The 21,820-nt window shown below is 63.0% G+C and carries 22 protein-coding genes; 9 read left to right on the top strand and 13 right to left on the bottom strand.

What is annotated here, in order from left to right; translation table 11 throughout:
* Positions 1 to 5: 5 nt before the first annotated feature.
* The 5 genes from cysW (at position 6) to JQ628_RS15150 (ending at position 4,686) form a co-directional block, all read left to right on the top strand.
* The gene (gene cysW / locus JQ628_RS15170; RefSeq protein ID WP_212223383.1) at positions 6 to 875 is read left to right on the top strand and encodes a sulfate ABC transporter permease subunit CysW; all 870 of its coding nucleotides are present in this window, start codon (positions 6 to 8) and stop codon (positions 873 to 875) included.
* A complete protein-coding gene (locus tag JQ628_RS15165) occupies positions 865 to 1,914 on the top strand; it encodes a sulfate/molybdate ABC transporter ATP-binding protein (RefSeq protein ID WP_212223382.1) in 1,050 nt (349 codons plus the stop codon). The genes cysW and JQ628_RS15165 overlap by 11 nt, the downstream gene beginning before the upstream one ends.
* Before the next feature lie 220 nt (positions 1,915 to 2,134).
* On the top strand, positions 2,135 to 2,626 hold the full coding sequence (locus JQ628_RS15160) for a CAP domain-containing protein (RefSeq protein ID WP_249127909.1): 492 nt from the start codon (positions 2,135 to 2,137) through the stop codon (positions 2,624 to 2,626).
* 94 nt (positions 2,627 to 2,720) lie between these two features.
* Positions 2,721 to 3,890 carry a DUF3734 domain-containing protein gene (locus tag JQ628_RS15155; protein ID WP_212223381.1) on the top strand — a complete coding sequence of 390 codons (1,170 nt, stop codon included), beginning with the start codon at positions 2,721 to 2,723 and terminating at the stop codon, positions 3,888 to 3,890.
* A 7-nt stretch (positions 3,891 to 3,897) separates the two neighbouring features.
* Entirely contained in the window at positions 3,898 to 4,686 is a 789-nt protein-coding gene (locus JQ628_RS15150) for a 3-hydroxybutyrate dehydrogenase (RefSeq protein ID WP_212223380.1), read from the top strand.
* 166 nt (positions 4,687 to 4,852) lie between these two features.
* Here the strand turns inward: JQ628_RS15150 and JQ628_RS15145 are convergent, their stop codons facing one another.
* The 9 genes from JQ628_RS15145 to JQ628_RS15105 form a co-directional block, all read right to left on the bottom strand.
* Complete coding sequence (locus tag JQ628_RS15145) at positions 4,853 to 5,467, bottom strand: flavin reductase family protein (protein ID WP_212223379.1); 615 nt, start codon at positions 5,465 to 5,467, stop codon at positions 4,853 to 4,855.
* A 31-nt stretch (positions 5,468 to 5,498) separates the two neighbouring features.
* Positions 5,499 to 6,269 (bottom strand): SDR family NAD(P)-dependent oxidoreductase, encoded by a 771-nt coding sequence (locus JQ628_RS15140; RefSeq protein WP_212223378.1) that lies wholly within the window; start codon positions 6,267 to 6,269, stop codon positions 5,499 to 5,501.
* Positions 6,270 to 6,400: 131 nt separating this feature from the next.
* Positions 6,401 to 7,765, bottom strand: a complete 1,365-nt coding sequence (locus tag JQ628_RS15135) for a lipopolysaccharide biosynthesis protein (protein ID WP_212223481.1) — start codon at positions 7,763 to 7,765, stop codon at positions 6,401 to 6,403.
* A gap of 185 nt (positions 7,766 to 7,950) precedes the next feature.
* On the bottom strand, positions 7,951 to 8,370 hold the full coding sequence (gene rnk / locus JQ628_RS15130; protein WP_433996137.1) for a nucleoside diphosphate kinase regulator: 420 nt from the start codon (positions 8,368 to 8,370) through the stop codon (positions 7,951 to 7,953).
* 497 nt (positions 8,371 to 8,867) lie between these two features.
* Positions 8,868 to 9,869: a SphA family protein gene (locus tag JQ628_RS15125; RefSeq protein WP_212223377.1), complete on the bottom strand. Its 1,002-nt coding sequence runs from the start codon at positions 9,867 to 9,869 to the stop codon at positions 8,868 to 8,870.
* Positions 9,870 to 10,204: 335 nt separating this feature from the next.
* Positions 10,205 to 10,639 (bottom strand): DUF2721 domain-containing protein, encoded by a 435-nt coding sequence (locus JQ628_RS15120; protein ID WP_212223376.1) that lies wholly within the window; start codon positions 10,637 to 10,639, stop codon positions 10,205 to 10,207.
* A gap of 109 nt (positions 10,640 to 10,748) precedes the next feature.
* Positions 10,749 to 12,179, bottom strand: a complete 1,431-nt coding sequence (locus JQ628_RS15115) for a DUF1254 domain-containing protein (RefSeq protein ID WP_212223375.1) — start codon at positions 12,177 to 12,179, stop codon at positions 10,749 to 10,751.
* A gap of 150 nt (positions 12,180 to 12,329) precedes the next feature.
* A complete protein-coding gene (locus JQ628_RS15110) occupies positions 12,330 to 12,998 on the bottom strand; it encodes a hypothetical protein (RefSeq protein WP_249127907.1) in 669 nt (222 codons plus the stop codon).
* Positions 12,999 to 13,205: 207 nt separating this feature from the next.
* Positions 13,206 to 13,685, bottom strand: coding sequence for a helix-turn-helix domain-containing protein (locus JQ628_RS15105; protein ID WP_249127905.1), 480 nt, complete (start codon positions 13,683 to 13,685; stop codon positions 13,206 to 13,208).
* A 77-nt stretch (positions 13,686 to 13,762) separates the two neighbouring features.
* Between JQ628_RS15105 and JQ628_RS15100 the strand changes: the two genes are divergently transcribed.
* Positions 13,763 to 14,770: a helix-turn-helix transcriptional regulator gene (locus tag JQ628_RS15100; protein ID WP_212223374.1), complete on the top strand. Its 1,008-nt coding sequence runs from the start codon at positions 13,763 to 13,765 to the stop codon at positions 14,768 to 14,770.
* 19 nt (positions 14,771 to 14,789) lie between these two features.
* Here the strand turns inward: JQ628_RS15100 and JQ628_RS15095 are convergent, their stop codons facing one another.
* Complete coding sequence (locus JQ628_RS15095; protein WP_212223373.1) at positions 14,790 to 15,626, bottom strand: protein-disulfide reductase DsbD domain-containing protein; 837 nt, start codon at positions 15,624 to 15,626, stop codon at positions 14,790 to 14,792.
* Positions 15,627 to 15,811: 185 nt separating this feature from the next.
* On the opposite strand from JQ628_RS15095, the gene JQ628_RS15090 reads away from it, so the two are divergent.
* Positions 15,812 to 16,411 carry a YqgE/AlgH family protein gene (locus tag JQ628_RS15090; protein ID WP_249127944.1) on the top strand — a complete coding sequence of 200 codons (600 nt, stop codon included), beginning with the start codon at positions 15,812 to 15,814 and terminating at the stop codon, positions 16,409 to 16,411.
* Positions 16,412 to 16,562: 151 nt separating this feature from the next.
* On the opposite strand, the gene JQ628_RS15085 is transcribed toward JQ628_RS15090, so the two are convergent.
* Together JQ628_RS15085 and JQ628_RS15080 are read right to left on the bottom strand one after the other, a co-directional pair.
* A complete protein-coding gene (locus tag JQ628_RS15085) occupies positions 16,563 to 17,450 on the bottom strand; it encodes a TauD/TfdA dioxygenase family protein (protein ID WP_212223371.1) in 888 nt (295 codons plus the stop codon).
* A 250-nt stretch (positions 17,451 to 17,700) separates the two neighbouring features.
* Positions 17,701 to 18,480, bottom strand: coding sequence for an SDR family NAD(P)-dependent oxidoreductase (locus JQ628_RS15080; RefSeq protein WP_212223370.1), 780 nt, complete (start codon positions 18,478 to 18,480; stop codon positions 17,701 to 17,703).
* A gap of 104 nt (positions 18,481 to 18,584) precedes the next feature.
* On the opposite strand from JQ628_RS15080, the gene JQ628_RS15075 reads away from it, so the two are divergent.
* Complete coding sequence (locus tag JQ628_RS15075) at positions 18,585 to 19,319, top strand: SDR family NAD(P)-dependent oxidoreductase (protein ID WP_212223369.1); 735 nt, start codon at positions 18,585 to 18,587, stop codon at positions 19,317 to 19,319.
* 143 nt (positions 19,320 to 19,462) lie between these two features.
* Positions 19,463 to 19,837, top strand: coding sequence for a CsbD family protein (locus JQ628_RS15070; RefSeq protein WP_212223368.1), 375 nt, complete (start codon positions 19,463 to 19,465; stop codon positions 19,835 to 19,837).
* 126 nt (positions 19,838 to 19,963) lie between these two features.
* Here the strand turns inward: JQ628_RS15070 and JQ628_RS15065 are convergent, their stop codons facing one another.
* Complete coding sequence (locus tag JQ628_RS15065) at positions 19,964 to 21,730, bottom strand: SGNH/GDSL hydrolase family protein (protein WP_212223367.1); 1,767 nt, start codon at positions 21,728 to 21,730, stop codon at positions 19,964 to 19,966.
* Positions 21,731 to 21,820: the final 90 nt, after the last annotated feature.

Genomic DNA, 21,820 nt, shown 5'->3' with positions numbered 1-21,820 from the left:
CACCGATGAGCGAACCGCAAGCGCTGACCTTTACGCCGCGCGACAACATCCATACCGAGCCGCGCGTGATCCGCTTTGTGATCGTCGCGCTCGCCGTGCTGTTCCTGCTGATCTTCGTCGTGCTGCCGCTGATCGTGGTGTTTGCGTCGGCGTTTTCGCGCGGCCTCTCGGCCTATTTCGCTGCGCTGACCGAACCTGAAGCGCTGTCTGCGATCAGGCTGACGCTGTTGATCGCGGCGATCTCCGTGAGTCTCAATCTTGTCTTCGGCGTGATCGCGGCCTGGGCGATCGCAAAATTCGAGTTCGCCGGCAAGACGTTCCTGGTCACGCTGATCGACCTGCCGTTTTCGGTCAGTCCCGTGATCTCCGGCCTCGTCTTCGTGCTGCTGTTCGGCGCGCAGGGCTTTTTCGGCCCGTGGCTACAGGCGCACGACATTCGCGTGCTGTTCGCGGTGCCTGGCATCGCGCTCGCTACCATCTTCGTGACTTTCCCCTTCGTGGCGCGCGCGCTGATCCCGCTGATGCAGGAACAGGGAACGCAGGAGGAGGAAGCGGCGATTTCGCTGGGAGCGTCAGGATTGCAGACTTTCTTCCGCGTCACTCTGCCCAATATCAAATGGGGCCTGCTTTATGGCGTACTGCTGTGCAATGCACGCGCCATGGGCGAGTTCGGCGCAGTGTCGGTGGTTTCCGGTCACATCCGCGGCGAGACCAACACCATGCCGCTGCTGGTCGAGATCCTCTATAATGAATATCAATTCGTATCGTCGTTCGCGATCGCCTCGCTGCTGGCCATGCTGGCGCTGATCACGCTGGTGGTGAAGACGATCCTGGAGCGGCGGCTGGACGAGGGACAAGTTCCAAGTGACGATTGAAGTCAGGAATATCGTAAAGAAGTTCGGCAGCTTTGCCGCGCTCGACAATGTCGACCTGAAGGTCGGCGACGGCGAGCTTTTGGCGCTGCTCGGTCCTTCAGGTTCGGGCAAGACCACGCTGCTCCGGATCATCGCGGGCCTCGACTGGCCGGACTCCGGTGAGGTGTTCTTTGACGGCGAAAATGCGCTGGATCATGGCGCGAGCGAGCGGCATGTCGGATTCGTGTTCCAGCATTACGCGCTGTTCCGCCACATGACCGTGTTCGAGAACGTCGCCTTCGGCCTGCGGGTGCAGCCGCGCGGCGTCCGCAAGAGCGAGGACGCCATCCGCGCCCGCGTCAAGGAGCTGCTCGATCTCGTGCAGCTCGACTGGCTGGCTGACCGCTATCCGAGCCAGCTCTCCGGCGGCCAGCGCCAGCGCATTGCGCTCGCGCGCGCGCTGGCGATCGAGCCGCGCATCCTGCTGCTGGACGAACCCTTCGGCGCGCTCGATGCCAAGGTGCGCAAGGAGCTGCGGCAATGGCTGCGCTCGCTGCATCAGGAAATCCACGTCACCTCGATCTTCGTCACCCATGACCAGGAAGAGGCGCTGGAAGTCGCCAACCGCGTCGTAGTGATGGACAAGGGTCGCATCGAGCAGATCGGTACGCCCGGCGACGTCTATGATAATCCCGCCACCGCCTTCGTGCACGGCTTCATCGGCGAATCCATCGTGCTGCCGGTGGAGGTGCGCGACGGCGCCGTCAAGCTCGGCGGCCGGAAGCTCGATATCGTCGCCAACGGCGCGGCCCCCGGTGCTGCAAACCTGTTCGTCCGCCGCCACGATATGCAGATCGGCCCGGCCGGCAGTGGCTCGCTGGAAGGCTCGGTCCAGCACGTCCGCACCTTCGGCCCGATCCAGCGCGCGGAAGTCGCGCTGTGCGGCAGCGAAGGCAAGACGGTGATCGAGATCGATGCGCCTCGCGACCGGGAATTGCGGACCGGTGAAACCATCGGGCTCCAGCCCCGGCGGTACCGGATTTTTGCCGCGCCGGAATAACACCCCCCTGGACCCCTGAGGAGCCTGCGAAGCAGGCGTCTCGAAGGATGCAGCGGGCGATATCGGGGCCGCATGGTTCGAGACGCCTGCTTCGCAGGCTCCTCACCATGAGGGTCTATCAAAAGGCCCGGAAGCACGCTCAAATCGGCCCTATTGTTCACCTTTCAGCCACGGTTGGTATGCAACAACGGCAGGCCAATCTTGGGGGATTCTTGTGATCATGCGGGCGATCATCGCCATTGCCGGGCTGCTACTGCTTTCTGGCTGCAATACCGACACGCAGCCGACCATGTACCTGTCCATGGCCAATGGCGGTGCCACGCTCGATCCGCAGGCGGCGGCCTCCATGATCTCCCTGTACCGGCAGAACAACGGCTTGGGTGCCGTGGCCGTCGATCCCGAGCTCATGAAACTGGCCGACCAGCAGTCCGAGGCGATGGCCAGCCGCAACAAGCTCGACCATGACGTCAAGGCGCCCCTGACCAAACGGCTCAACGCCGGCGGCTACCCGGCGACCCTTGCGGTCGAGAACGTCTCCGCCGGCTATCATACGCTGGCGGAAGCCTTTTCCGGCTGGCGGGATTCGCCCCCGCACAAGGCGAACATGCTCAAAAACGGTGTCACAAAATTGGGCATCTCGGCGCGTTACGCTCCAAACACCAAATACAAGGTGTTTTGGACGCTCATTCTTGCATCAACTGAAAAATCGTAAATTTGGTGTGATCGCCGCATGCGCCCGGCTGATTGACGCCGCGGTAAGTTGCGGCCACCGTGCGGCCCTTATTCGTTATTGATTGGCGGTCAGCATGGATCACCACCCTTCCGCGCCAGCCACCACGCCTGCGAATGCCCAGCGGGTCCTGGTCCTCCAGGGCGGCGGTGCGCTCGGCTCCTACCAGGCCGGCGCCTACCAGGCGCTCTGTCATTTCAGTTTCGAGCCCGAATGGGTCGCCGGCATTTCCATCGGCGCCATCAATGCCGCGATCATTGCCGGCAACGAGGCCCACAAGCGCATCGAGAGGTTGAAGGAATTCTGGGAGATGGTGTCCTCGCCGGTGTCGTGGAGCCCGGTGACGCCGGGTGATCGCGCGCGTTCGGTGTTCAACGAGACCAGCGCCGCGCTGATCGCGACCTTTGGCGTCCCCGGCTTCTTTGCCCCGCGCGTGCCGCCCGCGCCGTTCTGGCCGCCGGGCAGCCGGCAGTCGCAGAGCTATTACGACACCTCGCCGCTCAAAAAGACGCTGGAGCGGTTGGTCGATTTCGACCGCATCAACGATCTCAAGACCCGGCTGTCGGTCGGCGCGGTCGGCGTCACCTCCGGCAACTTCAAATATTTCGATAATTTCGCATTCCGAAAGTGCGGCAAGAAAATCGGCCCCGAGCACATCATGGCGTCCGGCGCCCTGCCGCCCGGCTTTCCCTCCGTCGAGATCGAGGGTGAGCATTATTGGGACGGCGGCATCGCCTCCAACACGCCGCTCGACTTCGTGCTGGAAGACGAGGTCAAGCGCGATCTCCTGATCTTCCAGGTCGACCTGTTTTCCGCGCGCGGTGAATTGCCGATCTCGCTGCTGGACGCGGCCGAACGCGAAAAGGACATCCGCTATTCCAGCCGCACCCGGATGAACACCGACAAGAACCGGAAAATCCACAATGCCCGCATGGCGGTGCGCGACCTGATCGGCAAATTGCCCGACTATCTGAAGAACGACCCTTCGGTCGATTTCCTGCGCGAGGTCTCCAAGGAGAACACCGTCACGGTGGTGCACCTGATCTACCGCAGCAAGAACTACGAGACCAATTCCAAGGACTACGATTTTTCCCGCGTGGCGATGGTCGAGCACTGGGATGCCGGCGTGCGCGACGTGCATTTGTCGATGCGTCACAAAGAGTGGCTAGAACGGCCGCAGCCCGGGGAAACCATGGTGACTTACGATCTGACGAGGGACGAACCCCTCGCCGGCAAAAAGGAGTGAATGAGACATGGCTAAACTTTCAGGCAAGACCGCAGTTGTGACCGGCTCTACCAGCGGCATCGGGCTTGCGATCGCACGCGCCTTCGCGAGCGCTGGCGCCAATATCGTGCTCAACGGCATGGGCGCGCCCGCCGATATCGAGAAGGAGCGCTCCGGCATCGAGACCGATTTCAAGGTCAAGGCGGTGCATTCGCCGGCCGACATGACCAAGCCCGCAGAGATCGCTGAAATGGTCGCGCTCGGCGAAAAGACCTTTGGCTCGGTCGACATCCTCGTCAACAATGCCGGCATCCAGTTCGTCTCGCCGATCGAGGACTTTCCGATCGAGAAATGGGATGCGATCATTGCCATCAACCTGTCGTCGGCCTTCCATGCCATCCGCGCCGCAGTGCCCGGCATGAAGAAGCGCGGCTGGGGCCGCATCATCAACACGGCGTCCGCACACTCGCTGGTGGCTTCGCCCTTCAAGTCGGCCTATGTCTCGGCCAAGCACGGCATTGCCGGTTTGACCAAGACGGTGGCGCTGGAGGTTGCGACCCACAAGATCACCTGCAACTGCATCAGCCCCGGTTATGTCTGGACCCCGCTGGTCGAGCACCAGATCCCGGAGACGATGAAGGCGCGCAACATGACCAAGGAGCAGGTCATCCACGACGTGCTCTTGGAAGCGCAGCCGACCAAGGAGTTCGTGACCTCGGAGCAGGTCGCCGCTCTCGCGCTGTTCCTGTGCAGCGACGATGCCGCGCAGATCACCGGCTCCAACTACTCGATCGACGGCGGCTGGACCGCGGAGTAGTGCCTCCGCGCTGCTTGAGACAGAAGACCGTCATGGCCGGGCATAGCCGTCCGAAGGACGGCGTCGCTTCCGCTCGCCTATGCCCGGCCATCCACGTCTTTCTTGCCGCAGCAGCCTCAAGACGTGGGTGCCCGGGACAAGCCCGGGCATGACGGAAGAGGGAGTCTTACTTCCCCGTCACCACCGGCGCGTCCGGAAACACCATCCTGTCATCCGTCCGGCAATAGCGGTCGGCGAACATGCGACCCACCGGGTGATAGCGGTCCATATGAACCCGCATCGCCTCGCGGTCCCACAAATCGTCGCGGATGTGGAAGTGGATGCCTTCTCCCATGAAGAGCTGGCGGTTGTTGATGTCGATGCGCTTCCAGGTCTTGCACTCCATCGCCCATGGCGCATCTGCCAGCCGCGGCACGCCGACCTTGGTCGAGGGCGCCAGCTTGAGGCCGAGATAATCGGGCTCGCCGATCTCGGGTGGAAAATCGCCGCTGGAATCGTGCATCGCGCGCGCCAGCGGCTCGTCGGTCAGGTTGACCACGAATTCGCCTGAGCGTTCGATGTTGATCACGGTATCCTTGATGCGCCCGTCAGGCCTCAGGTTCGAAGCAAACATGCAGAGCGGCGGATCCTCGCAAAACACGTTGAAGAAGCTGAACGGCGCGGCGTTGACCACGCCGGTCGGGCCGATGGTGGTGACCCATGCGATCGGCCGCGGCAGCACGAAGCCGGCCAGCACCTTGTAGCGTTCGCGGGGCGCAAGATCCTCGGGGGCGTATTCCATGATGCATTCCTGTCCGGCCGGAACTTCGACCTTAAAAATTCACGCGGTTCGAGATGCCGCCATCGACGACCAGATTGGATCCGGTGGTGAAAGACGAGGCGGGGCTGGCAAGGAATACGGCCGCGTTGGCGATTTCCTGCGGCGTCGCCATGCGCCCGGTCGGATTGCGCGCGAGCGCGTCGGTATAGCGCTTGGGCGCTTTCTGCTCGGTCATGTGCCAGACGCCGCCCTCGAAATAGACCGTGCCGGGCGAGACGACGTTGACGCGGATCTTCTTGGCCGCATGCTGCCGCGCCAGTCCTTTCGCCATGTGGATCAGCGCCGCCTTGATCGGCCCGTAGGAACTGGCGGTGTCGGCCTGCGCTGCCGAGATCGATGAAATGATGATGAATGCCGCGTCGCCGTTCTTCTCGCCGCCGGCTTCGAGGAACGGACGGGCCGCCTCGAACGCGTTCACGGCGCCCAGCACGTCAAGCCGAAAATTCTGCTCCCACGAGGCGGGATCGCCGCCCAGCGCCATCGCGCCGGCATTGGAAAACACGATGTCGATGCCACCGAGATCGCGGTCCACGCCGGCGATCCAGGATTTCAGCGCCGCGCTGTCGGTAATGTCGATGGAAGCACCCGTTGCCTTGGCCCCGGTGGCCTTCAGCGCTCCAACCGTCGATGCAATCTGATCCGCATTGCGGGCGCAAATCGCCACACCCGCGCCTTCGCCGGCCAGTGTATCCGCAATCGCCCGCCCGATGCCGCGGGTGCCTCCGAGCACGACGGCATTCTTCCCCTTCAACCCAAGGTCCATCGACGTTTCCTCTTTTATCCGCTGTTTGCGGACATCGTAGCGGCTTGGGAAGACTTAATGAAGTCTTCGCGGCTCAGGGCGGTCTGCCCGGGCAGCATGCGGGAAAAGCAGGGAAGGTGATTTGGCCGCGCTTATGCCGTGCGCTTGCCGAACGCCAGCACATGCAGCCCGAGCCGGCGCCGCACGATGGCGAACAAGAGCACAGTCTCGAATGTAAGCGCGATCGAGGTAGCGGCCGCCGCGCCATGGCCGCCAAAGCGCGGCACCAGGGCGATGCAGAGCACGAGGTTCATCACGAAGGCCAGCGCATAGGCCAGCGCGCAGATGTGCTGATGGCCGAGCATGTTGAGCAGCCGCTCGACCGGGCCGATCGCCGCGCGCACGACCAGGCCAACGGCGGCGATGAACATGATGTCGTAACCGACGACGAATTGCGGCCCGAATAGCCAGAGCAGCGGCTTGCCGAATGCGAGCAGCACCAGCGTTGCGCCGAGCGAAGGCCAGAACGTCCACTGGATGGCGTGCGCGACGTAAGCCGACAGCCGTGCCTTGTCGCCGAGCTCATTGTATTCGGCAAAACGGTGCGCCGTGGTCGCCGACATCGCATAGTGGATGAACGACACCAGCGCCAGCGTCTTCACGACGGCGAAATACACGCCGACTTCTTCCGAGGAACGGAACTGCTGTAGCACCAGCACATCGGTGTAGGATAGCAGGAGATAAAAACCTTCCACCATCAGGATCGGCAGCGAGATTGCGAGCCAGCCGCGGAAATCATAGGCCTTTGCGCCCGGTTCGACATGGCGGGCAAGCCGGCGGTTGAGCACGATCATCTGCCCGATCATCGCGATCCACACCGCCGCCGCGCTGGCCAGCATCGCCGCGGTAGCGCCGAGACCGAAGCCGAGCGCAAAGGCGCCGGCGGTGAGGCCGATGATCAGCGACTGCCGTACGATGAATTGCGGCATCAGGCCGAGCCGCATCCAGTCATGCGAGCGCGCGATGCCGTCCTGGGTATTGGCGACCACGAACGCCGGCAGCGTGGCGCAGCCGATATAGAGCGGTGTGATCGCATCGGCATCGATCCAGGGCGACAGCAGCCTGACGATGCCCGCCAGCCCCATCGAGACGGCGGCGGAGACAATAAACGTCATCCAGCGGCTGCCGGAGAGGAAACCGCGCAGCAGCGCATGCTCGCCCCGCGTGCGGTATTCCGGAATGATCTTTTGTGCCGAAGCCGAGATGCCAAAGTCCATCATGCTGCCGAGCAGCAGCACCCAGGTCCAGACATAGACATAGATGCCGTAATCCGAACCGCCCATCCAGCGCGCCAGCAGGATCTGCGAGGCATAGGCCAGCATCGCGCTGAGCACGCGGATGATGAAGATGGTGCCGGCCAGCCGCTTTGTGACCGAGGCTTCATGGTGCCCGCCGAGCAGCGACTTCAGCCGCGCCAAAATGCCGGCGTTTGAAGCGGTGGCGGGCTCGGTTTCCATCACGGCCAAGAGGGATCGTCCCCGGTAAAGCCGCGAGGGGGCGGCGACGATCCGCTCTATCAACCAATCGTTAAGATTCGGTCTCTCGCAGGACGCCAACCGACACGGCCGCACGCCAGGCGGTCGTGTCGGATGCGCTCGTCGAAGAGAGACTTCAGCCCGCGATCGCGCTCTCGCGCTTGCACTCAATCGGATACGGCAAGCACGGTCACGCTTCTGGTCCCGCTGCCGGGCGTCTGGAATTCGATCCGTTGTCCCGCCGACAAACCGATGAGGGCCGCTCCAACGGGCGTGAGGATCGAGATGCGGCTCAGCTCGATGTTCGCTTCGTGCGGATAAACCAGGACCACCTCACGGGCGATACCCGTCTCATCGTCCCGGTAGGCGACCTTCGATCCCATCCTGACTACGCCCCTCAGTTCTTTCTCATCGGCCACCACCGATGCGCGTTCGATTTCGCGAGCGAGAAAGTGAGCGACCCGCGGGAAGAGCTCCATGCTCGAGTTGGCGAGAGAGCTGAGGCGACGCGAATCGCTCTCGGTGACCCTGATGTCCGGCAGCGCCAGCTCTTGCTTGCGGGGCCGGTTGGCTTCGATGTTACGCACTGATTTCTCCTTGTTCTCAAGCTACGGTTGGTCCCGGATCATCGTCAAATTGGATTTTGCTTCCAGCCGCGCGGGCCTGAAACGGCGGCACCACGTTAGTTTCCGATCGTCCTCTTCAGCCGCGACACGGGCAAGTCGTCCGAGGCGCGGATAATCGGATGCGGTCAATGCGATTGTTGGAGGAGGCAGCACGGCACACTCCTTCTGTTCCGAGGCGAACTGACCCGTGAGAGTCAACAAAACTGAGGGAAAACTGTGAAAGAGTCCGGACGGCGTGACGAGCCGTCCGGCTAACCGCCTGCTTGGAGGCGACCGGCGTGCAGACCAAGACGCGCGATGCGCCGGTCAATTTCGATGACGTAGGTCATGATATATAACTATAGTCGTCCGTTTCCCCTGCAACATTGCGACGAAACCGCGCAGCAATTGTCGTTGATCGGCCGGCGAGCGGCTTGGTCACTGAGGCTTCATGGAGTTTGCCGAGCCGCGCCCCTCGGCTATTTCCGCACCGTCCGCGTCGGCGTCAGGGTGCTGGCCGGCGCCATTGGCGAGATCGAGAATGTGAGCCACGTGTTCCAGCCGGCCGGACGATTCTCTGCGGCAAACTCGCCGTATCCTTTCAGGTTCAGGTAACCCTGCATGTCGCCGACGGGAAACAGAAAGCCGACCTGCGGCCCGACGCCGAGCACCCGGGATCGGAATCCGCCGAGGACGGGAAGCTGGCCGAAGTCGTCGGTCACCTGCTGATAGGCATAGCCCAGAAGGCCGACGAAGGTCTGCTTGGACAGGAACCGGGAAGCGCCCCAATCCAGATGGAAGTCGATGCCGTTCTGATACTGCGTATCCTGATTCTTGAAATTGTAGGTGAAGCCTGCAACGGCGGAAAATTCATGTCCCGTCTGCGGATTGAAGTAGGTGTAGCCGCCGCCGCCGTCGATCGCTGCGTGACCGATGCCGAGATTGGCGAGGCGTGTTGGACTATAAGCCCCGACGGGAATGTCGCCGGTTACGTAGGTCATGAAATTGTGCACGCCGGCGTTCCACTTCAGCGTCGCCTGCGGATAGAGGTCGCCGACCGAGGTGATCGAATCGCCGAAACTGCCCGTGCGCGTCACCGTCAGCGGGCCGACGGCCGCCGTCAGGGTGCCGGCAAGGTTTGCGCTCGATCGCCCGAACAATCCGACCACGCCAATGGCAAGCTGTCCGCCCAGCACGGGCGTTGCGAACGTGTATGTGGGGTTGAGGAGAACGAGGTCTCCTTGCGCATTCAGGCTGAGGTTCAGATCGACGTTCACCGTGGCAGGCAATCGGCCGACCTGGATTTCCCTGGCGGCCGCTGTCGCGCCGGAGGCGCTCACGCTGGTATGGTAGTAGACCTCTGCCATCGACCAGCCGGGGACCTGGGGCGTCGCCGCAAGGCTGCTGAAGCGGCCGGGAAGCCAATATGAAACGCCGCCTTCATCGGCATAGACCGCGGACGGGATTGACGCCATCGCCATCGCGATCGCCGCGCCTCTGAACCGAAGGCGAATTCCAGGTTTTGCCGGCCGCCGCCGGTTGGACTGCCCATCTCTCCGAAGATCAACAAGACGCACGACCCCCTCCTGCATTCCGAGCGTGTCGCGAAACGGTTGTGCCGGTCTGATCAGCGGCGCAATCTGCGATCAGGGTTGGCGACAAACGGCAGCTCCATGAGGAGCTTGGCAATCAATTTCGGCACGCAGCTTCCCGAGCATTTCGAGCCAAATCGGATCGTTAGTCTTGCCATTTCACGCCAATGGTGGGGAATAATCCGGCGTTCGGCGGATCGGCTCGCGCTCAGAACACCGAGACGCTAGCCGTAATGATCAAACTCGCTCAACGCAATTCGGACCTCCCGCGCAAAATCCACCAGCGACACGGTAAATGCTGCGATGGCGACGATAAACAGAATGGCGACGCCGCGCTCATGCTGGATGTGAAAGAACGCACTCACGAACCCGACGACGATGACGATGCTGATCGAGATGCTTCCTACGACGGACCAGAAGATCGCGCGATTGACCATGGCGGCCCGTCGGACAAGACGTGGCAAATCGGCCTTGAGCCGGCGCCTGACCGGATCTTCGTCGGAGATTCCGTTCAGGTAGATCGATCTGTCGATGATCCGGTTCAGGCGGGCGATCAGCACGGCGATGAAGGCCGCCAGCGCACCGAGCAGAAACGCAGGTGCGGCCGCCTGGGAAATGACGACGGAGAGCTGACTGATCGAGGGAGTATCTGGCAGCATCGGTGCGGGGCTTCATGCTTCTGCACCGCCGCTCAACTTTCCTGTTGGCGGCGGTGCAGCGCGACCACGACGTCTTTCGTGCGGGCCGGCCTTGCGAGGCCGGCTGAATTCAAGCGCCCACTTTGCGAGCCGCAGGCACAGTCCACGTGCCGTTGATGATCGACGGGTCCGTTTCCTGCGGCCAGTACATGCGCAGCATGAGGATGAAATCTCCGGCGGGCGCCGGAAGCCAGTTGGATTCCTTGTCCTTGCCCGGGGAATCCTTCTGAATGTAGAGATCGGTCGACCCGTCCGGATTTTCCTTCAGGTTCTCCCGCGCGCTGATCGAGTAGCGGTTGAGCGGATTGTTCACAAAGAAATAGCCGCTGTCGTACATCGTGAGCGACCAGAAGCCCTCGGCGGGAGGCAGGTGGCCCTTGGGAAACCGCATGACGTACTTGTTGGCGCCATTGTACTTGTGCCCCTCCGCGTCCTTTTGCGAGGTCGGGTAGACCGCATCCTGCGGACGGTTGGCGCCGAGTCCAATTGCGGTGACCAGGGCCCGCATCAGGTAGTCGGTGCCGTAGATGCCGGTCTTGGTCGTGAAGGCAAAGCCATTCTCGTCATGGATGGCCTTGTTGATCTTGAACTGAAGCATGATCCGGTCGAACGAGAGCTCCGGCACGCGCTTCAGGAAATCCGCCTTCAGCTTGCTCTCGTCAAAGTCCTGCCCGGGAACGATGCCGATGCGGGCGAACTTGGCGAGCTGGGGCGCATCCGCCGCGTAGGGCGGATTGGCTTTCATGAGTTCGCACAACAGCTTGAAATACGACACCGCGTCCATGCGGTTGACCTGGTCGCGGACGGCCGTCTTCATGTCGATCGACGGATCGACCTTTCCCGGAGGTGGCGTGTATGGCTTGCCGTAGGCGCTGAGCGGCACGAGCTTGCATTCGTCTTGTAGCTTGTGCACCGCCGCGTAGTCTTCCGGCGTGCCGGTGCAATAGATGCGGCCGAGCAGCCACACGATGTTGGTCTGCGACTTGTAATGCTTCACGCCATCCGGCAGCGTGCCTTTCCATCCGGGGCCGGTGATCGCGTAGGTCTGCGCCCCGGTGCCGGTGGTGCGCTTGCCGGGCACCTGGAACACCGTCGTCCAGCCGTCCAGCATCGGCATCAGGAAATAGCGTCCCTTCATGTCGGGGATGCTGAGCACCCACGGTTCTTTCCCGACGTCGATAAACGAGGTCGTGTAGAGCGTGTCCGCGTTCGGCGCCGTGACGTCCCGGAACGAGGCGTCGGGATACTGGCGCAGCTTGATGATCTGCCCCATCGGCGCCTTCGTTCCCACGGGTTCAGCGACGTTGGTGAGAACCCGGCGGGTCATCTCCATCGTCACCAGCGGATAGCCGAATACATAGGCATCGCTCGCGAGCCAGAAATCCTCCAGGCCATGGCCCACACCGAGGAAAGAATCCTGGGCGAGAGATGATCGTGTTGCGGCCACTCCTGCCAGCAGTCCCATTCCACCAAATGCAAGGGATCGACGGGTGATGTTCATCGTTATCTCCTTCCTGAAAGTACAAGTGAGGGGTAGTGATTTCAGATTTGACTCAGGGGTCGACGAGGCCGACAGCGAATGTCATCGATGATTTTGCTGTCGGGATGAATTGCGCAGCACTGCGGCGGCGATGCCGCCAATTTGCGCGGCTCAATAGCAGGGCGGATAGGGATAGTATCCGCAGCGGGGCGCGTAGTACGGATAGGCCGCGGCTCCCGCCACCGCCGCTGCGCCCGCAAAGGCAGCGCCTCGGTAGAACGCACCGCGCCAGGCCGTGCGGCGGGCGACGCCGGCAAAAGACAGCGGCGTGAACGGGCGGCCGATGATGTCGATAAAGACCGATGCCGGGCCGTCAGCTCCCGCCAGATCTCCCTCGAGTATATCGACGTCGAAAGTCAGCTTGTCGCCTTCAAGCCTCGGCGATTTCAGCACCACGACGGCATCGAGCACCGATGACCCGTCCTTCTTGAATCCGGACACGGTGGCGTTCGGAGGATCTTTCGCAAAATTGTCGCTGCCGTTGCCCCAATCCTCGACGATTCGCGATGTGAGATCGTGACCGGCTGCCCGGACAGGCCGATCGGCAAACACGATCGCATTCGGCGAAATCCCGGTCAGCACGAGTTTGCCGTCCTTCAGGCTCGCGCCGCGCGAATTGAGGACGAAGAGGGAGGGGACGACTTCCGGCTTGGCCTGGCCGATCGATTTCTCGAGCGGCACGTGCGGCTTGCTCTCGGATGCTGATTGAGCAGAAAGATTTTGGGGGCAGGCCAGCAGGCCGCCGGTGCAAAGTGCGATCAGAGCAGCGCGAAGTGTCATGGTTGTTATCTCCCTTGAAAAGTCGGGTTGTTTTGCTTTTCGGTCGGCTCGCATGGCTTCAGAAAACGCCCCGCGGATCGTTATCGCTTTGTCAGGAAAACAAGGTCGGCCCGTTGGAGCCGGTAGTTTCGACTAGCAGTGTCGCTTAACATTTCGCGCCAATCGGACCGCGCGTCTTGCCATTTCGCGCCAATCGTCGCGAATAGTTCAGCGGTCGATCGCGCAGGGTCTACGGCGTGCCGGCTTATGCTTACGGGCACGTTGCTGCCGCCTGTAAACAACGGGTTGAACTTTCATCAAACGCGCGAAATTGCGGCTGAAGCTGCTCGCATTGGCATAGCCGAGGAATTTGGCGATATCCGACAGGCGCTTGTTGGAGTCTGCGAGCAGGCGGCACGCGATGCTCAGGCGGACTTCTGCAAGCATTTCGCTGTGACTTGTGCCCATGCGGCCGAGATGACGCTGCAACGTGCGCGTGCTGACCTTGAGGGCGCGAGCCGTGCCATCGAGGGTCGAATCGCCGTGCGACAGCGATGCGACAATTCGAGCCCGGACTGCGTGTGATGAAGGTAAACGGATAGCTTTCATCGCAGGTGAGCGTGAAACCTTTGCTCCCTCAAGAGAAATCAAGACCGGCGGTTCGATGTTACAGGCGTTTCGCCGACCGGTCTGGCCATCAGCCGCCAAATCTTCACGAATGGATTTGGTTGGGCAGCTTCCCCTGCTAATCTGCGATCGCGGCACATTTTCCGGGGCAGATAGTAATGACCGTCATTCCGTTGACCCGTTGCCAATTTCTCATGCCATTTGCTGAGCTTCATTCGGAGATCGGCGGGCCCACCGCGGCGCTTCTCGCGAAATTTCAGCTACCTACCTCCCTGGAGGAAAAAGCGGATCACTACGTGCCGCTGCTGCCGGCCGTGCGCTTCGCGACCGCCGCCCAGCAAAAGCAGGGCTTGTCGGAAATCGCCTTTCGGGCAGCCCAAAAAACCTCGTTCGATCATTTGAGCGATGCCATGCGGACTCGTATCGGCCATTCGCCCACCCTTCTGCTGGCGCTCGAGCAGATGTGCAAGTGGGCGTCGGTCGAAGATACAAACCTGCGTCTATGGCTGGAGCCGTGCGGCGCAAACGTGAGGATTTGCAGCAGGCTCCTTGGAACAGAAGGCATTCCCTATCTCGAAATCTCCCAATGGCTTCAGAACATATTCGTCATCCACATCGTCCGTCAGTTCGCCGGGGCGAACTGGTCTCCGGGCGTGATCGCGTTTGAAGCCGCCTATGCGCCGGGCATCGAGGTTCAATCGCATTGGCCGCATACACGCTTCATATCGGGTCAGAAGGCTTCGTGGATTGAAGTGCCACGGCAGTTCCTGAGCCGTCTCAATCGCACGGATGTCGTCGGATCGAATTCGCCCGAGACGGAGCGGCAGCCTTTCGGCAGCGATGTCGTCAGCGTTCTCAAGTTGACCTTGCCGGCCTACCTCGACGAAGGCGGCCCCGCGATAACGCAGGCGGCCGAGATGATGGGGCTGAGCGTCCGGAGCCTACAGAGGAAACTGTCGCTGGCGGGGCTGACCTATTCGGGCCTGCTCGAGCAGGTCCGCTTCAACAATGCGATAAAGCTGCTGAGCGACACCGAGCACAAGATCATCGATGTGGCGTTCTCATCGGGTTATGCGGACCCCGCCCACTTCTCCCGTGCTTTCCGCCGGATCTCCGGGTTCACGCCCCGGGAGTTTCGAGACAGACACATCAACGGGACAGGTTGATCCCTCGTTCGGCTCCGCCCTAATCCAGACTGGTATTGAACTCGTACGCCTTGCCGTCGCCGACCAGCGTGAATTTCAGCGCAGCGCCATCAGGCTTGGCGCCGGGCGGCAGGCCGTCGAGCTCGAACTCGAACCGTTTGACGCCGGGCGGGCTGCGCTCCACCAGCTTTGGAATCGGCAACGCCCAATCCGGTGTCGGGCCCTCGACGAACAGGTCGAGCTTCCTGACCTCCGGCGCACTCACGTCCACCAGCACGTTCACCTTGCCGTCGCGCTTGACGTCGCGGATGGTGAGCGGATTGGGATCGCCGATATTGGCTGGCTTCGGCACGGCGTCGAGCGCTGCCGACAGCGCGCCGTCCTCGGTGCTGGCGACGCTGGCGAAGGTGAGCTCAGCGTTCGCTTCCACCGGAACGCACAGCTTGTCGCAAACGGCGTAGTGGATATCCGCGCGCAGCGTCACCGGTTTGTCCGCGCTTTTGGCGACGATGCGCAGCGGCAGCACCACCTGTTGCTTGTAGCCGATCGAAAAGCCGCCGGCGCCGTCGTCGAACTTCATCGGTGCCGGCCACAGAACCGTCACCGCATCGACATTGTCGGATTTGGAGAAATCGAAACGCGGCGGCACCCCGGAATCGCCCGGGTTGCGCCAATAGGTCTTCCATCCCGGCTGCATCTGGAACGCAATCCCGCCGAGCAGCACGCCGCCGCTGCGCGATCCCGCGATCAGCCGCACGGCCGAATGCGCGTCGCGCTGCCATGGCGAGGAGTCCTGCGCGCGTACCGGCAGCGCATAGGCGCCCGCCAGCAAGGTTGCGACGCCAACGGCGGCGCGCATGGGAACTATGACCGTCATGAGACGTCTTTACAGGTTGACACCAGTGCGAGCCATTGAACTGCTTGTGATATGCGACGCCAAGCTTGATTGACAGAAACCCTACCCGATATCAGGATATGAATCAGCGAGAAGGGCCTTTGCGCATGAGCCAAGGCAAGTCACAGAGCGGCGCGACTTCCAGGCCGACCGGCGGCAAGCCCCGCATGGGGCACAACCGGCCCGAGGACGGCTATCTCGACGGCCAATTGCTGGTTGCGATGCCCGTGATGGGCGATCCGCGTTTCGAGCGCTCGGTGATCTATATGTGCGCGCATTCCTCCGAAGGCGCGATGGGCATCATCGTCAACCATCCGGCCGGCAGCATCGATTTCCCGGGCCTTTTGGTGCAGCTCGACATCATCAAGACCGCCGACCAGATCAAGCTGCCGGAAGATGCCGAGCCGATGAAGGTGCTGAAGGGCGGCCCGGTCGATACCGGACGTGGTTTCGTGCTGCACTCCAGCGATTTCTTCATCCAGGACGCCACGCTGAGCATCGACGAAGGCATCTGCCTGACCGCGACCGTCGACATCCTGAAGGCAATCGCCAGCGGCGCCGGCCCCAAACACGCGATCCTCGCGCTGGGCTATGCCGGCTGGGGCCCCGGGCAGCTGGAAAACGAGATCCAGCACAACGGCTGGCTGCATTGCGACGCCGATCCCGAGCTGGTTTTTGGCGGCGATGTCGAGGAAAAATATTCGCGTGCATTGCGAAAGATCGGCATCGACCCCGGCATGCTGTCGAATGAAGCGGGGCATGCGTAGCCGCTAGTGCCGCCACATCCTCGGTTGTCGTCCCTGCGAACGCAGCGACCCATAACCACAGGGGCCAGTTGCAGCAAAGGCAACTGGCCCCTTGTTTTCTAACGACAGGCCGCGGCGTATGGGTCCCGGCGTTCGCAGGGACGACGAAAGGCTACTCCGCAGCTTCCTGCGCCACCGTCGGCGCGGTGCCCGCCACCGTGGCGCGGCGCATGTCGCGCGGCTGCGACTGGTCGTAGCGGCGCACGCGGTGCATGGTCTGGCGGTTGTCCCACATCACGAGGTCATGCAGCTTCCATTTGTGGACGTACACAAACTCCGGCTGCGTCGCATGCTCGTTGAGATCGCGCAGTAGCAGCCGCCCCTCTGGCACGCTCATGCCCTTGATGGCGCCGGCATGCGATGACAGGTAGAGCGACTTGCGGCCGTGCACGGGATGGGTGCGCACCAGGCGTTGCAGCACCGGCTTGAACATTTCCTTCTCTTCATCGGTATAGTCCAAAAAGCCGAGCGATCCGCGCGAATACATCAGCGAGTGCTCGCAGATCATGTTCTCGATCTCGGCTTTAGTCTCGTCGTCGAGCGCGTCATAGGCGGCGCGCATGTCGGCGAATTCGGTGTTGCCGCCCTTCGGATTCACCACCCGCGCCGACAGCAGCGAGAATTTTGCCGGTATGGGACGGAACGAGCTGTCGGAATGCCACAGCCAATTGCCGAGGTTGAACAGAGCGGCCCGGCTGTCGCGCGCCAGCACCTTGCCGTCCTTGCCGAGGTTGGAGACGTCGTTCAGCCCCGTGGTCAGCCGGTAGTCCGCCTGCTTCACGACCGTGCCGCCGCGCGCCTCTTCACGCTCGCCGAAATTCAGCGCAAAGGCCATTTGCTGCTCGTCGGTGATGTCCTGGCCGTGGAATACCAGCACGGCATATTTATCCATCGCCGCCTCGACCTCCTGCGCCTGCTCCTTTGTGAGCGGCTTGCGCAGGTCGAGGCCGGAAACCTCGCCCACAAAATGCTTTTGCAACTGGCGGATCGCCAAGGGCATGGTCGTCTCCCTGATATTCTTGCTTGCTGAAAAGGTACCGCCGGGCGGAGGGATGTCAACGCTCGGAAAACCCCGACCGACGCACATCTGTCATGCCCGGACTTGATCCGGGCATCCATCAATCTTCGCAAGAAACCTTTGTTAGGGATGGATTGCCCGGTCCCGTCTCCGCCGAGGCTACGCCGGACCCTCAATCTCACTCGGCCGACGAAGCGTTAGCGAAGGCGGCAAAGCCCAGCCAATGACGATCTCACGCGTTTCGCGCCATCAGGCCGCCGTCCACCGGAATGACCGCGCCGGTCAGGAACGAGGCGGCCGGCAGGCACAGGCTCAGCGTCATATGCGCGACCTCCTCGGGGTCGCCGTAGCGGCCGAGTGCGGTGCGGCGTTTGGCGTAGATCGTCTTGTGCTCCTCGGGAATCCGGTCCGTGATGCCGGTGCGGATCGGGCCGGGGCAGATGCAGTTCACCGTGATGCCCTCGCGGCCCAGTTCCACCGCGAGTGAGCGCGTCAGGCTGGTGACGCCGCCCTTGGCCGCAGAGTAGGGGCTGTTGGTGGCGGTGGCGCCGAGCGCTTCGGTCGAGGCGATGTTGACGATCCGCGGGCATTTCGACTTGCGCAGGTAGGGCAGCGCGGCGCGGATGATACGCGGATGCGCCGTCAGCATCACGGCGAGCGCCCTGGTCCAGGCTTCCTCGTAGCCTTCGTCGTCGATCGCCGCGCGCAGCGACAGGCCGGCATTGTTGATGATGATGTCGAGCGAGCCGAATGCTTGCGCCACCTCATTGACGACCTTGACGATGTCATCGCCCTTCGACACGTCGAGCGTCCAGGCCTTTGCCTTTCCGCCGCGCGCCTTGATTTCATCGGCCACCGCCTGCGTGCCCTCGGCGGTAATGTCGGTGACGGCGACGTTGGCGCCTTCTGCCGCGAAGATCAGTGCGGTGGCGCGCCCCATGCCGCTGGCGGCGCCGGTGACAAGAACGGTGAGGCCTTTGACCGAACGGCTCAACTCTCTGAAGTCGGACATGAAGATACTCGCGGAGGAGGGATGCGTTGCGAAAACATTGACAAGGCTGGCACCGATCCGCAGACAGGTCAAACAACCAGCAACAAAGATGCAGGGAGCGCGCGATGAACGAACTCGATTTCGGCGGCAAGGAGGTGCTGGTGGTCGGCGGCTCCAGCGGCATCGGCAACGGCATCGCGCAGGCCTTTCGCGCCAAAGGCGCGCGCGTTCATGTCAGCGGCACCCGCAACTCGGCGTCCGATTACAAGGCGGAGGAAGGCTCGCATCTCGACGGCCTGCAATATTCGCAGCTCGATGTGAGCGATCCCTCGGCGGTCGAGAAATTCAATCCCGGCTTCGACCGGCTCGACATCCTCGTGCTGTCGCAGGGCGCGGTGGTCTATCGCCGCGGCGAATTCGAGATGGAAGGTTTTCGCAAGGTGCTGGAGGTCAACCTGATGAGCCTGATGGCCTGCGCCACCAAATTCCATTCGCTGCTCGCGGCAGCAAAAGGCTCGCTGATCATCGTCTCTTCGACCGCGGCCTATCACTCCACCATGGGCAACCCGGCCTATAATGCCTCCAAGACCGGCGCGATGGGGCTGACCCGCACGCTGGGCGAGGCCTGGGCCGAGAACGGTATCCGCGTCAACGGCATCGCGCCGGGCCTGGTCGACACCAAGATGACCAAGGTGACGACATCGAACCCGAAGCGGCTGGAAGGCGCGATCGAGCGCATACCGCTGAAGCGCCTGGGCACGCCGGCCGACATGGCAGGCGCCGCATTGTTCCTGGCCTCGCCGCTGGCCTCCTACATCGTAGGCCAAACGCTGATCGTCGATGGCGGCCTCATTTTATAGCCCGAGGCGTTTCGAGTGGAGCCTGCTCCGCACCCGATGCGGGGTGGATACCGGTTCGCGTGAAGAAAACCCATCAGACCAAAGAATTGGAACTGGCGCGCGGCTTGCCGGTTACTTCCTCAAGACATCAGGGAGTGACCATTATGGACAAGGATCGGATCGCCGGGGCGGTAAAGGATGCTGCCGGCAAGGTCGAAGGCGCGGCGGGAAAAATCGCGGGCGATACCGGAACGCAGGCGTCCGGCGCTGCGCGCGAGGCCGAAGGCACGATGCAGAATCTCTATGGCCAGGCCAAGGATGCCGTGCGCGATGCCGGCGAAGCGGCGGCCGATTACGCCAAGGATGCGCTCGGCAATCCCGGCGAAACGCTGCGTGGCGGCTCGCAGGCGATGGCGAAGACCGTGCAGGACAATCCGCTCGGTGCGCTGCTGATCGCCGGCGGCATCGGCTTTGCGCTGGCGCTCTTGATGTCGCGCCCCGCGCGCCGTCCTCCGCCGCGCTGGCGCTATTACGGCTGACGCGAAGCTCCAAAGTTTCTCCTCATCCTGAGGAGCCGCGAAGCGGCGTCTCGAAGGATGCAGGCCCGTCTGTGGCCTCATGGTTCGAGACGGCGCTACGCGCCTCCTCACCATGAGGGTCCAAGGTCATCTCCAGAAACTACTCGCCGCTGGCCCTTCGGCCGCGCGTCCCACGGTGCCCGGCGGTCGCGGCACGTTAGCCGGTGGACGCGGCCCGGCCGCCGGGGGCCCCTGGCGCGGGGGTGGAGCCGGAGCCGGTGAGGCACCGAAGCCGCCGAAGAAATCGCGAAACGAGGGTGCCGTCTGCGCAGGCCGCACCGGCGGCGGCGCTTGTCTCTTTTGCTGTTGTTGCTGCTGTTGCAGAAGCTGTTGTTGAAGCTGCTGCTGCTGTTGCAGCGGCGTCAGCGGCCGCTGGATGGGCGCAGGCGCAGCCGCCTCCGGCGCGACGTTGGCCACCGGGGTATCGCCCTTGGCCTGTTCACGGCCTACTTCGCGGCGTGGCCAGGCGAAATCGTCGGCGCGGCCGGCGGGTGGTGCCAGCGCTTCGCCCTTCACCAGCGTCCGCGCGGCGAGCGCATCGACCGCGGCCGGACGCGAGCCGGGACCGCCCAGCAATTGATCGGTGCCGACGGAGGAAGCCACCAGCGGCAGGATCGGTCCCGCCATCGGCCGCGGCGCGGGCTGGCCGGGCGTAGCATTCGGATCGGGGGCCACCGGCTCGCTCGGCAGCGCGATCGGGCCCGAACGGCCGGCCAGCAGCCGGGTGATTTCGCGGTCGACATAATGCGCAAGTTTTCGCGCGCCGGGCTTGGTGAAGTATACGCCGTCATAGGAGCGCAACTGGCGGATCTGGCCTTCGAAGTCGGGGCCCTTTTGCAGGAAGCGGCCGGCTTCATCGACAAAGCCGTCCCAGACGTCGACATAGGTGATGCCGGCCTTGCCCGCGCCGTCGCGATACAGCGAGTCCAGGAACAGCATGTCGGAGGTGCCCTTGACGCCGCGGATCGCGGGCAGGCCGACCCACAGCACCGGCACGCCCTTGGATTTCAGCACGGCGAGCAATTCCTCGATCTTCTTGCTGTAGAGCTCGACCCAGCGCTCCTCGCGGAATTCGTAGAGGCTGTTGGGGCCGCGCGCGGTTTTCTCCGGCGCGGCGGCCGGCGGCGCATCGGCCGCCTCGGCGTCATCGGCCTCGGGCTCCGCAGGCTTGTCGTCGGGCTTTGCGGCGGTATCGGTTCCGCCCTCGGGTTTTGCCGCAGGCTTGTCCGCGGGTTTTGCGTCCGGTTTGCGCGCGTCTTTCTTGTCGTCCTTCTTGTCCGCTTTCTTGTCGTCTTTCTTCTCGACCACCGGCTCACGCATCGCGACGCGGTCGTTCATGCCGAGCATGACGACGATGGCATCGGGCTTTTCGGTCGCCAAAATCCCCTTGGCGGCGGCGGCCCAGTCGGAAGGCTCGCCCTTCGGCTGGTACTTGATCAGGCCGGAGGTCGTCCTGTGCTTGCGGATCACGCCCATGTCGGGGCGTTCGTTGTAGGCATCCTCCAGGCCATAGGCGAGCCAGTCGGCCATGCCGTCGCCGAGCACGAGGATGGTGCGCTCCGGCACGAAATTCGGGTCGCGCTTTTCCGGTGCCGGCGCCCGGGAGAAATCCTGCGGGGCTACGCGCTTGGGCGCCTGCTGCTGGAATGGCGCAAAGAAGTCGCTGCCGAACCAGCCGCCTCCGCCGCCAAATCCGCCGCCGCGCGGCGCCTGGCGCTGCGGCGGTCCGCCGAAATTGAAGAACTGCGCCGAAGCCGGCCCGACGATGCCCACCAGAAGCGCAATCGCGACCCCCAGCGCGACCAGCGGGCCGGGCTCGGTGAGGATGCGCAGGAATCGGTTTGGCTTTGGCATTCGGTTCAGCGGCGAAATTTGGTGAAGCGTCCGACCATAATAGCGGAATCAGGCCGCAAGCGGGCGGATTTTCCACCATAAATCGGGGAA

This window comes from Bradyrhizobium lablabi (assembly GCF_018129385.1).
Lineage (GTDB): Bacteria > Pseudomonadota > Alphaproteobacteria > Rhizobiales > Xanthobacteraceae > Bradyrhizobium > Bradyrhizobium lablabi_C.
This window is presented reverse-complemented; position numbering and strand designations above follow the sequence as displayed.

What these genes read in the sequence shown, in the direction of transcription:
- JQ628_RS15145 (WP_212223379.1), bottom strand. Translation starts at nt 5,467, where the DNA reads ATGGAATACGCCCCCGAGGATCTTGCGCCCCGCGAACGCTACAAGGTG.
- JQ628_RS15115 (WP_212223375.1), bottom strand. Translation starts at nt 12,179, where the DNA reads ATGAACATCACCCGTCGATCCCTTGCATTTGGTGGAATGGGACTGCTG.
- JQ628_RS15065 (WP_212223367.1), bottom strand. Translation starts at nt 21,730, where the DNA reads ATGCCAAAGCCAAACCGATTCCTGCGCATCCTCACCGAGCCCGGCCCG.
- JQ628_RS15140 (WP_212223378.1), bottom strand. Translation starts at nt 6,269, where the DNA reads ATGGACCTTGGGTTGAAGGGGAAGAATGCCGTCGTGCTCGGAGGCACC.
- JQ628_RS15095 (WP_212223373.1), bottom strand. Translation starts at nt 15,626, where the DNA reads ATGACGGTCATAGTTCCCATGCGCGCCGCCGTTGGCGTCGCAACCTTG.
- JQ628_RS15120 (WP_212223376.1), bottom strand. Translation starts at nt 10,639, where the DNA reads ATGCTGCCAGATACTCCCTCGATCAGTCAGCTCTCCGTCGTCATTTCC.
- JQ628_RS15160 (WP_249127909.1), top strand. Translation starts at nt 2,135, where the DNA reads ATGCGGGCGATCATCGCCATTGCCGGGCTGCTACTGCTTTCTGGCTGC.
- JQ628_RS15085 (WP_212223371.1), bottom strand. Translation starts at nt 17,450, where the DNA reads ATGCCCTTGGCGATCCGCCAGTTGCAAAAGCATTTTGTGGGCGAGGTT.
- JQ628_RS15150 (WP_212223380.1), top strand. Translation starts at nt 3,898, where the DNA reads ATGGCTAAACTTTCAGGCAAGACCGCAGTTGTGACCGGCTCTACCAGC.
- JQ628_RS15110 (WP_249127907.1), bottom strand. Translation starts at nt 12,998, where the DNA reads ATGACACTTCGCGCTGCTCTGATCGCACTTTGCACCGGCGGCCTGCTG.
- cysW (WP_212223383.1), top strand. Translation starts at nt 6, where the DNA reads ATGAGCGAACCGCAAGCGCTGACCTTTACGCCGCGCGACAACATCCAT.
- JQ628_RS15155 (WP_212223381.1), top strand. Translation starts at nt 2,721, where the DNA reads ATGGATCACCACCCTTCCGCGCCAGCCACCACGCCTGCGAATGCCCAG.
- JQ628_RS15075 (WP_212223369.1), top strand. Translation starts at nt 18,585, where the DNA reads ATGAACGAACTCGATTTCGGCGGCAAGGAGGTGCTGGTGGTCGGCGGC.
- JQ628_RS15080 (WP_212223370.1), bottom strand. Translation starts at nt 18,480, where the DNA reads ATGTCCGACTTCAGAGAGTTGAGCCGTTCGGTCAAAGGCCTCACCGTT.
- JQ628_RS15070 (WP_212223368.1), top strand. Translation starts at nt 19,463, where the DNA reads ATGGACAAGGATCGGATCGCCGGGGCGGTAAAGGATGCTGCCGGCAAG.
- JQ628_RS15090 (WP_249127944.1), top strand. Translation starts at nt 15,812, where the DNA reads ATGGGGCACAACCGGCCCGAGGACGGCTATCTCGACGGCCAATTGCTG.
- JQ628_RS15100 (WP_212223374.1), top strand. Translation starts at nt 13,763, where the DNA reads ATGACCGTCATTCCGTTGACCCGTTGCCAATTTCTCATGCCATTTGCT.
- JQ628_RS15125 (WP_212223377.1), bottom strand. Translation starts at nt 9,869, where the DNA reads ATGGCGATGGCGTCAATCCCGTCCGCGGTCTATGCCGATGAAGGCGGC.
- JQ628_RS15135 (WP_212223481.1), bottom strand. Translation starts at nt 7,765, where the DNA reads ATGGAAACCGAGCCCGCCACCGCTTCAAACGCCGGCATTTTGGCGCGG.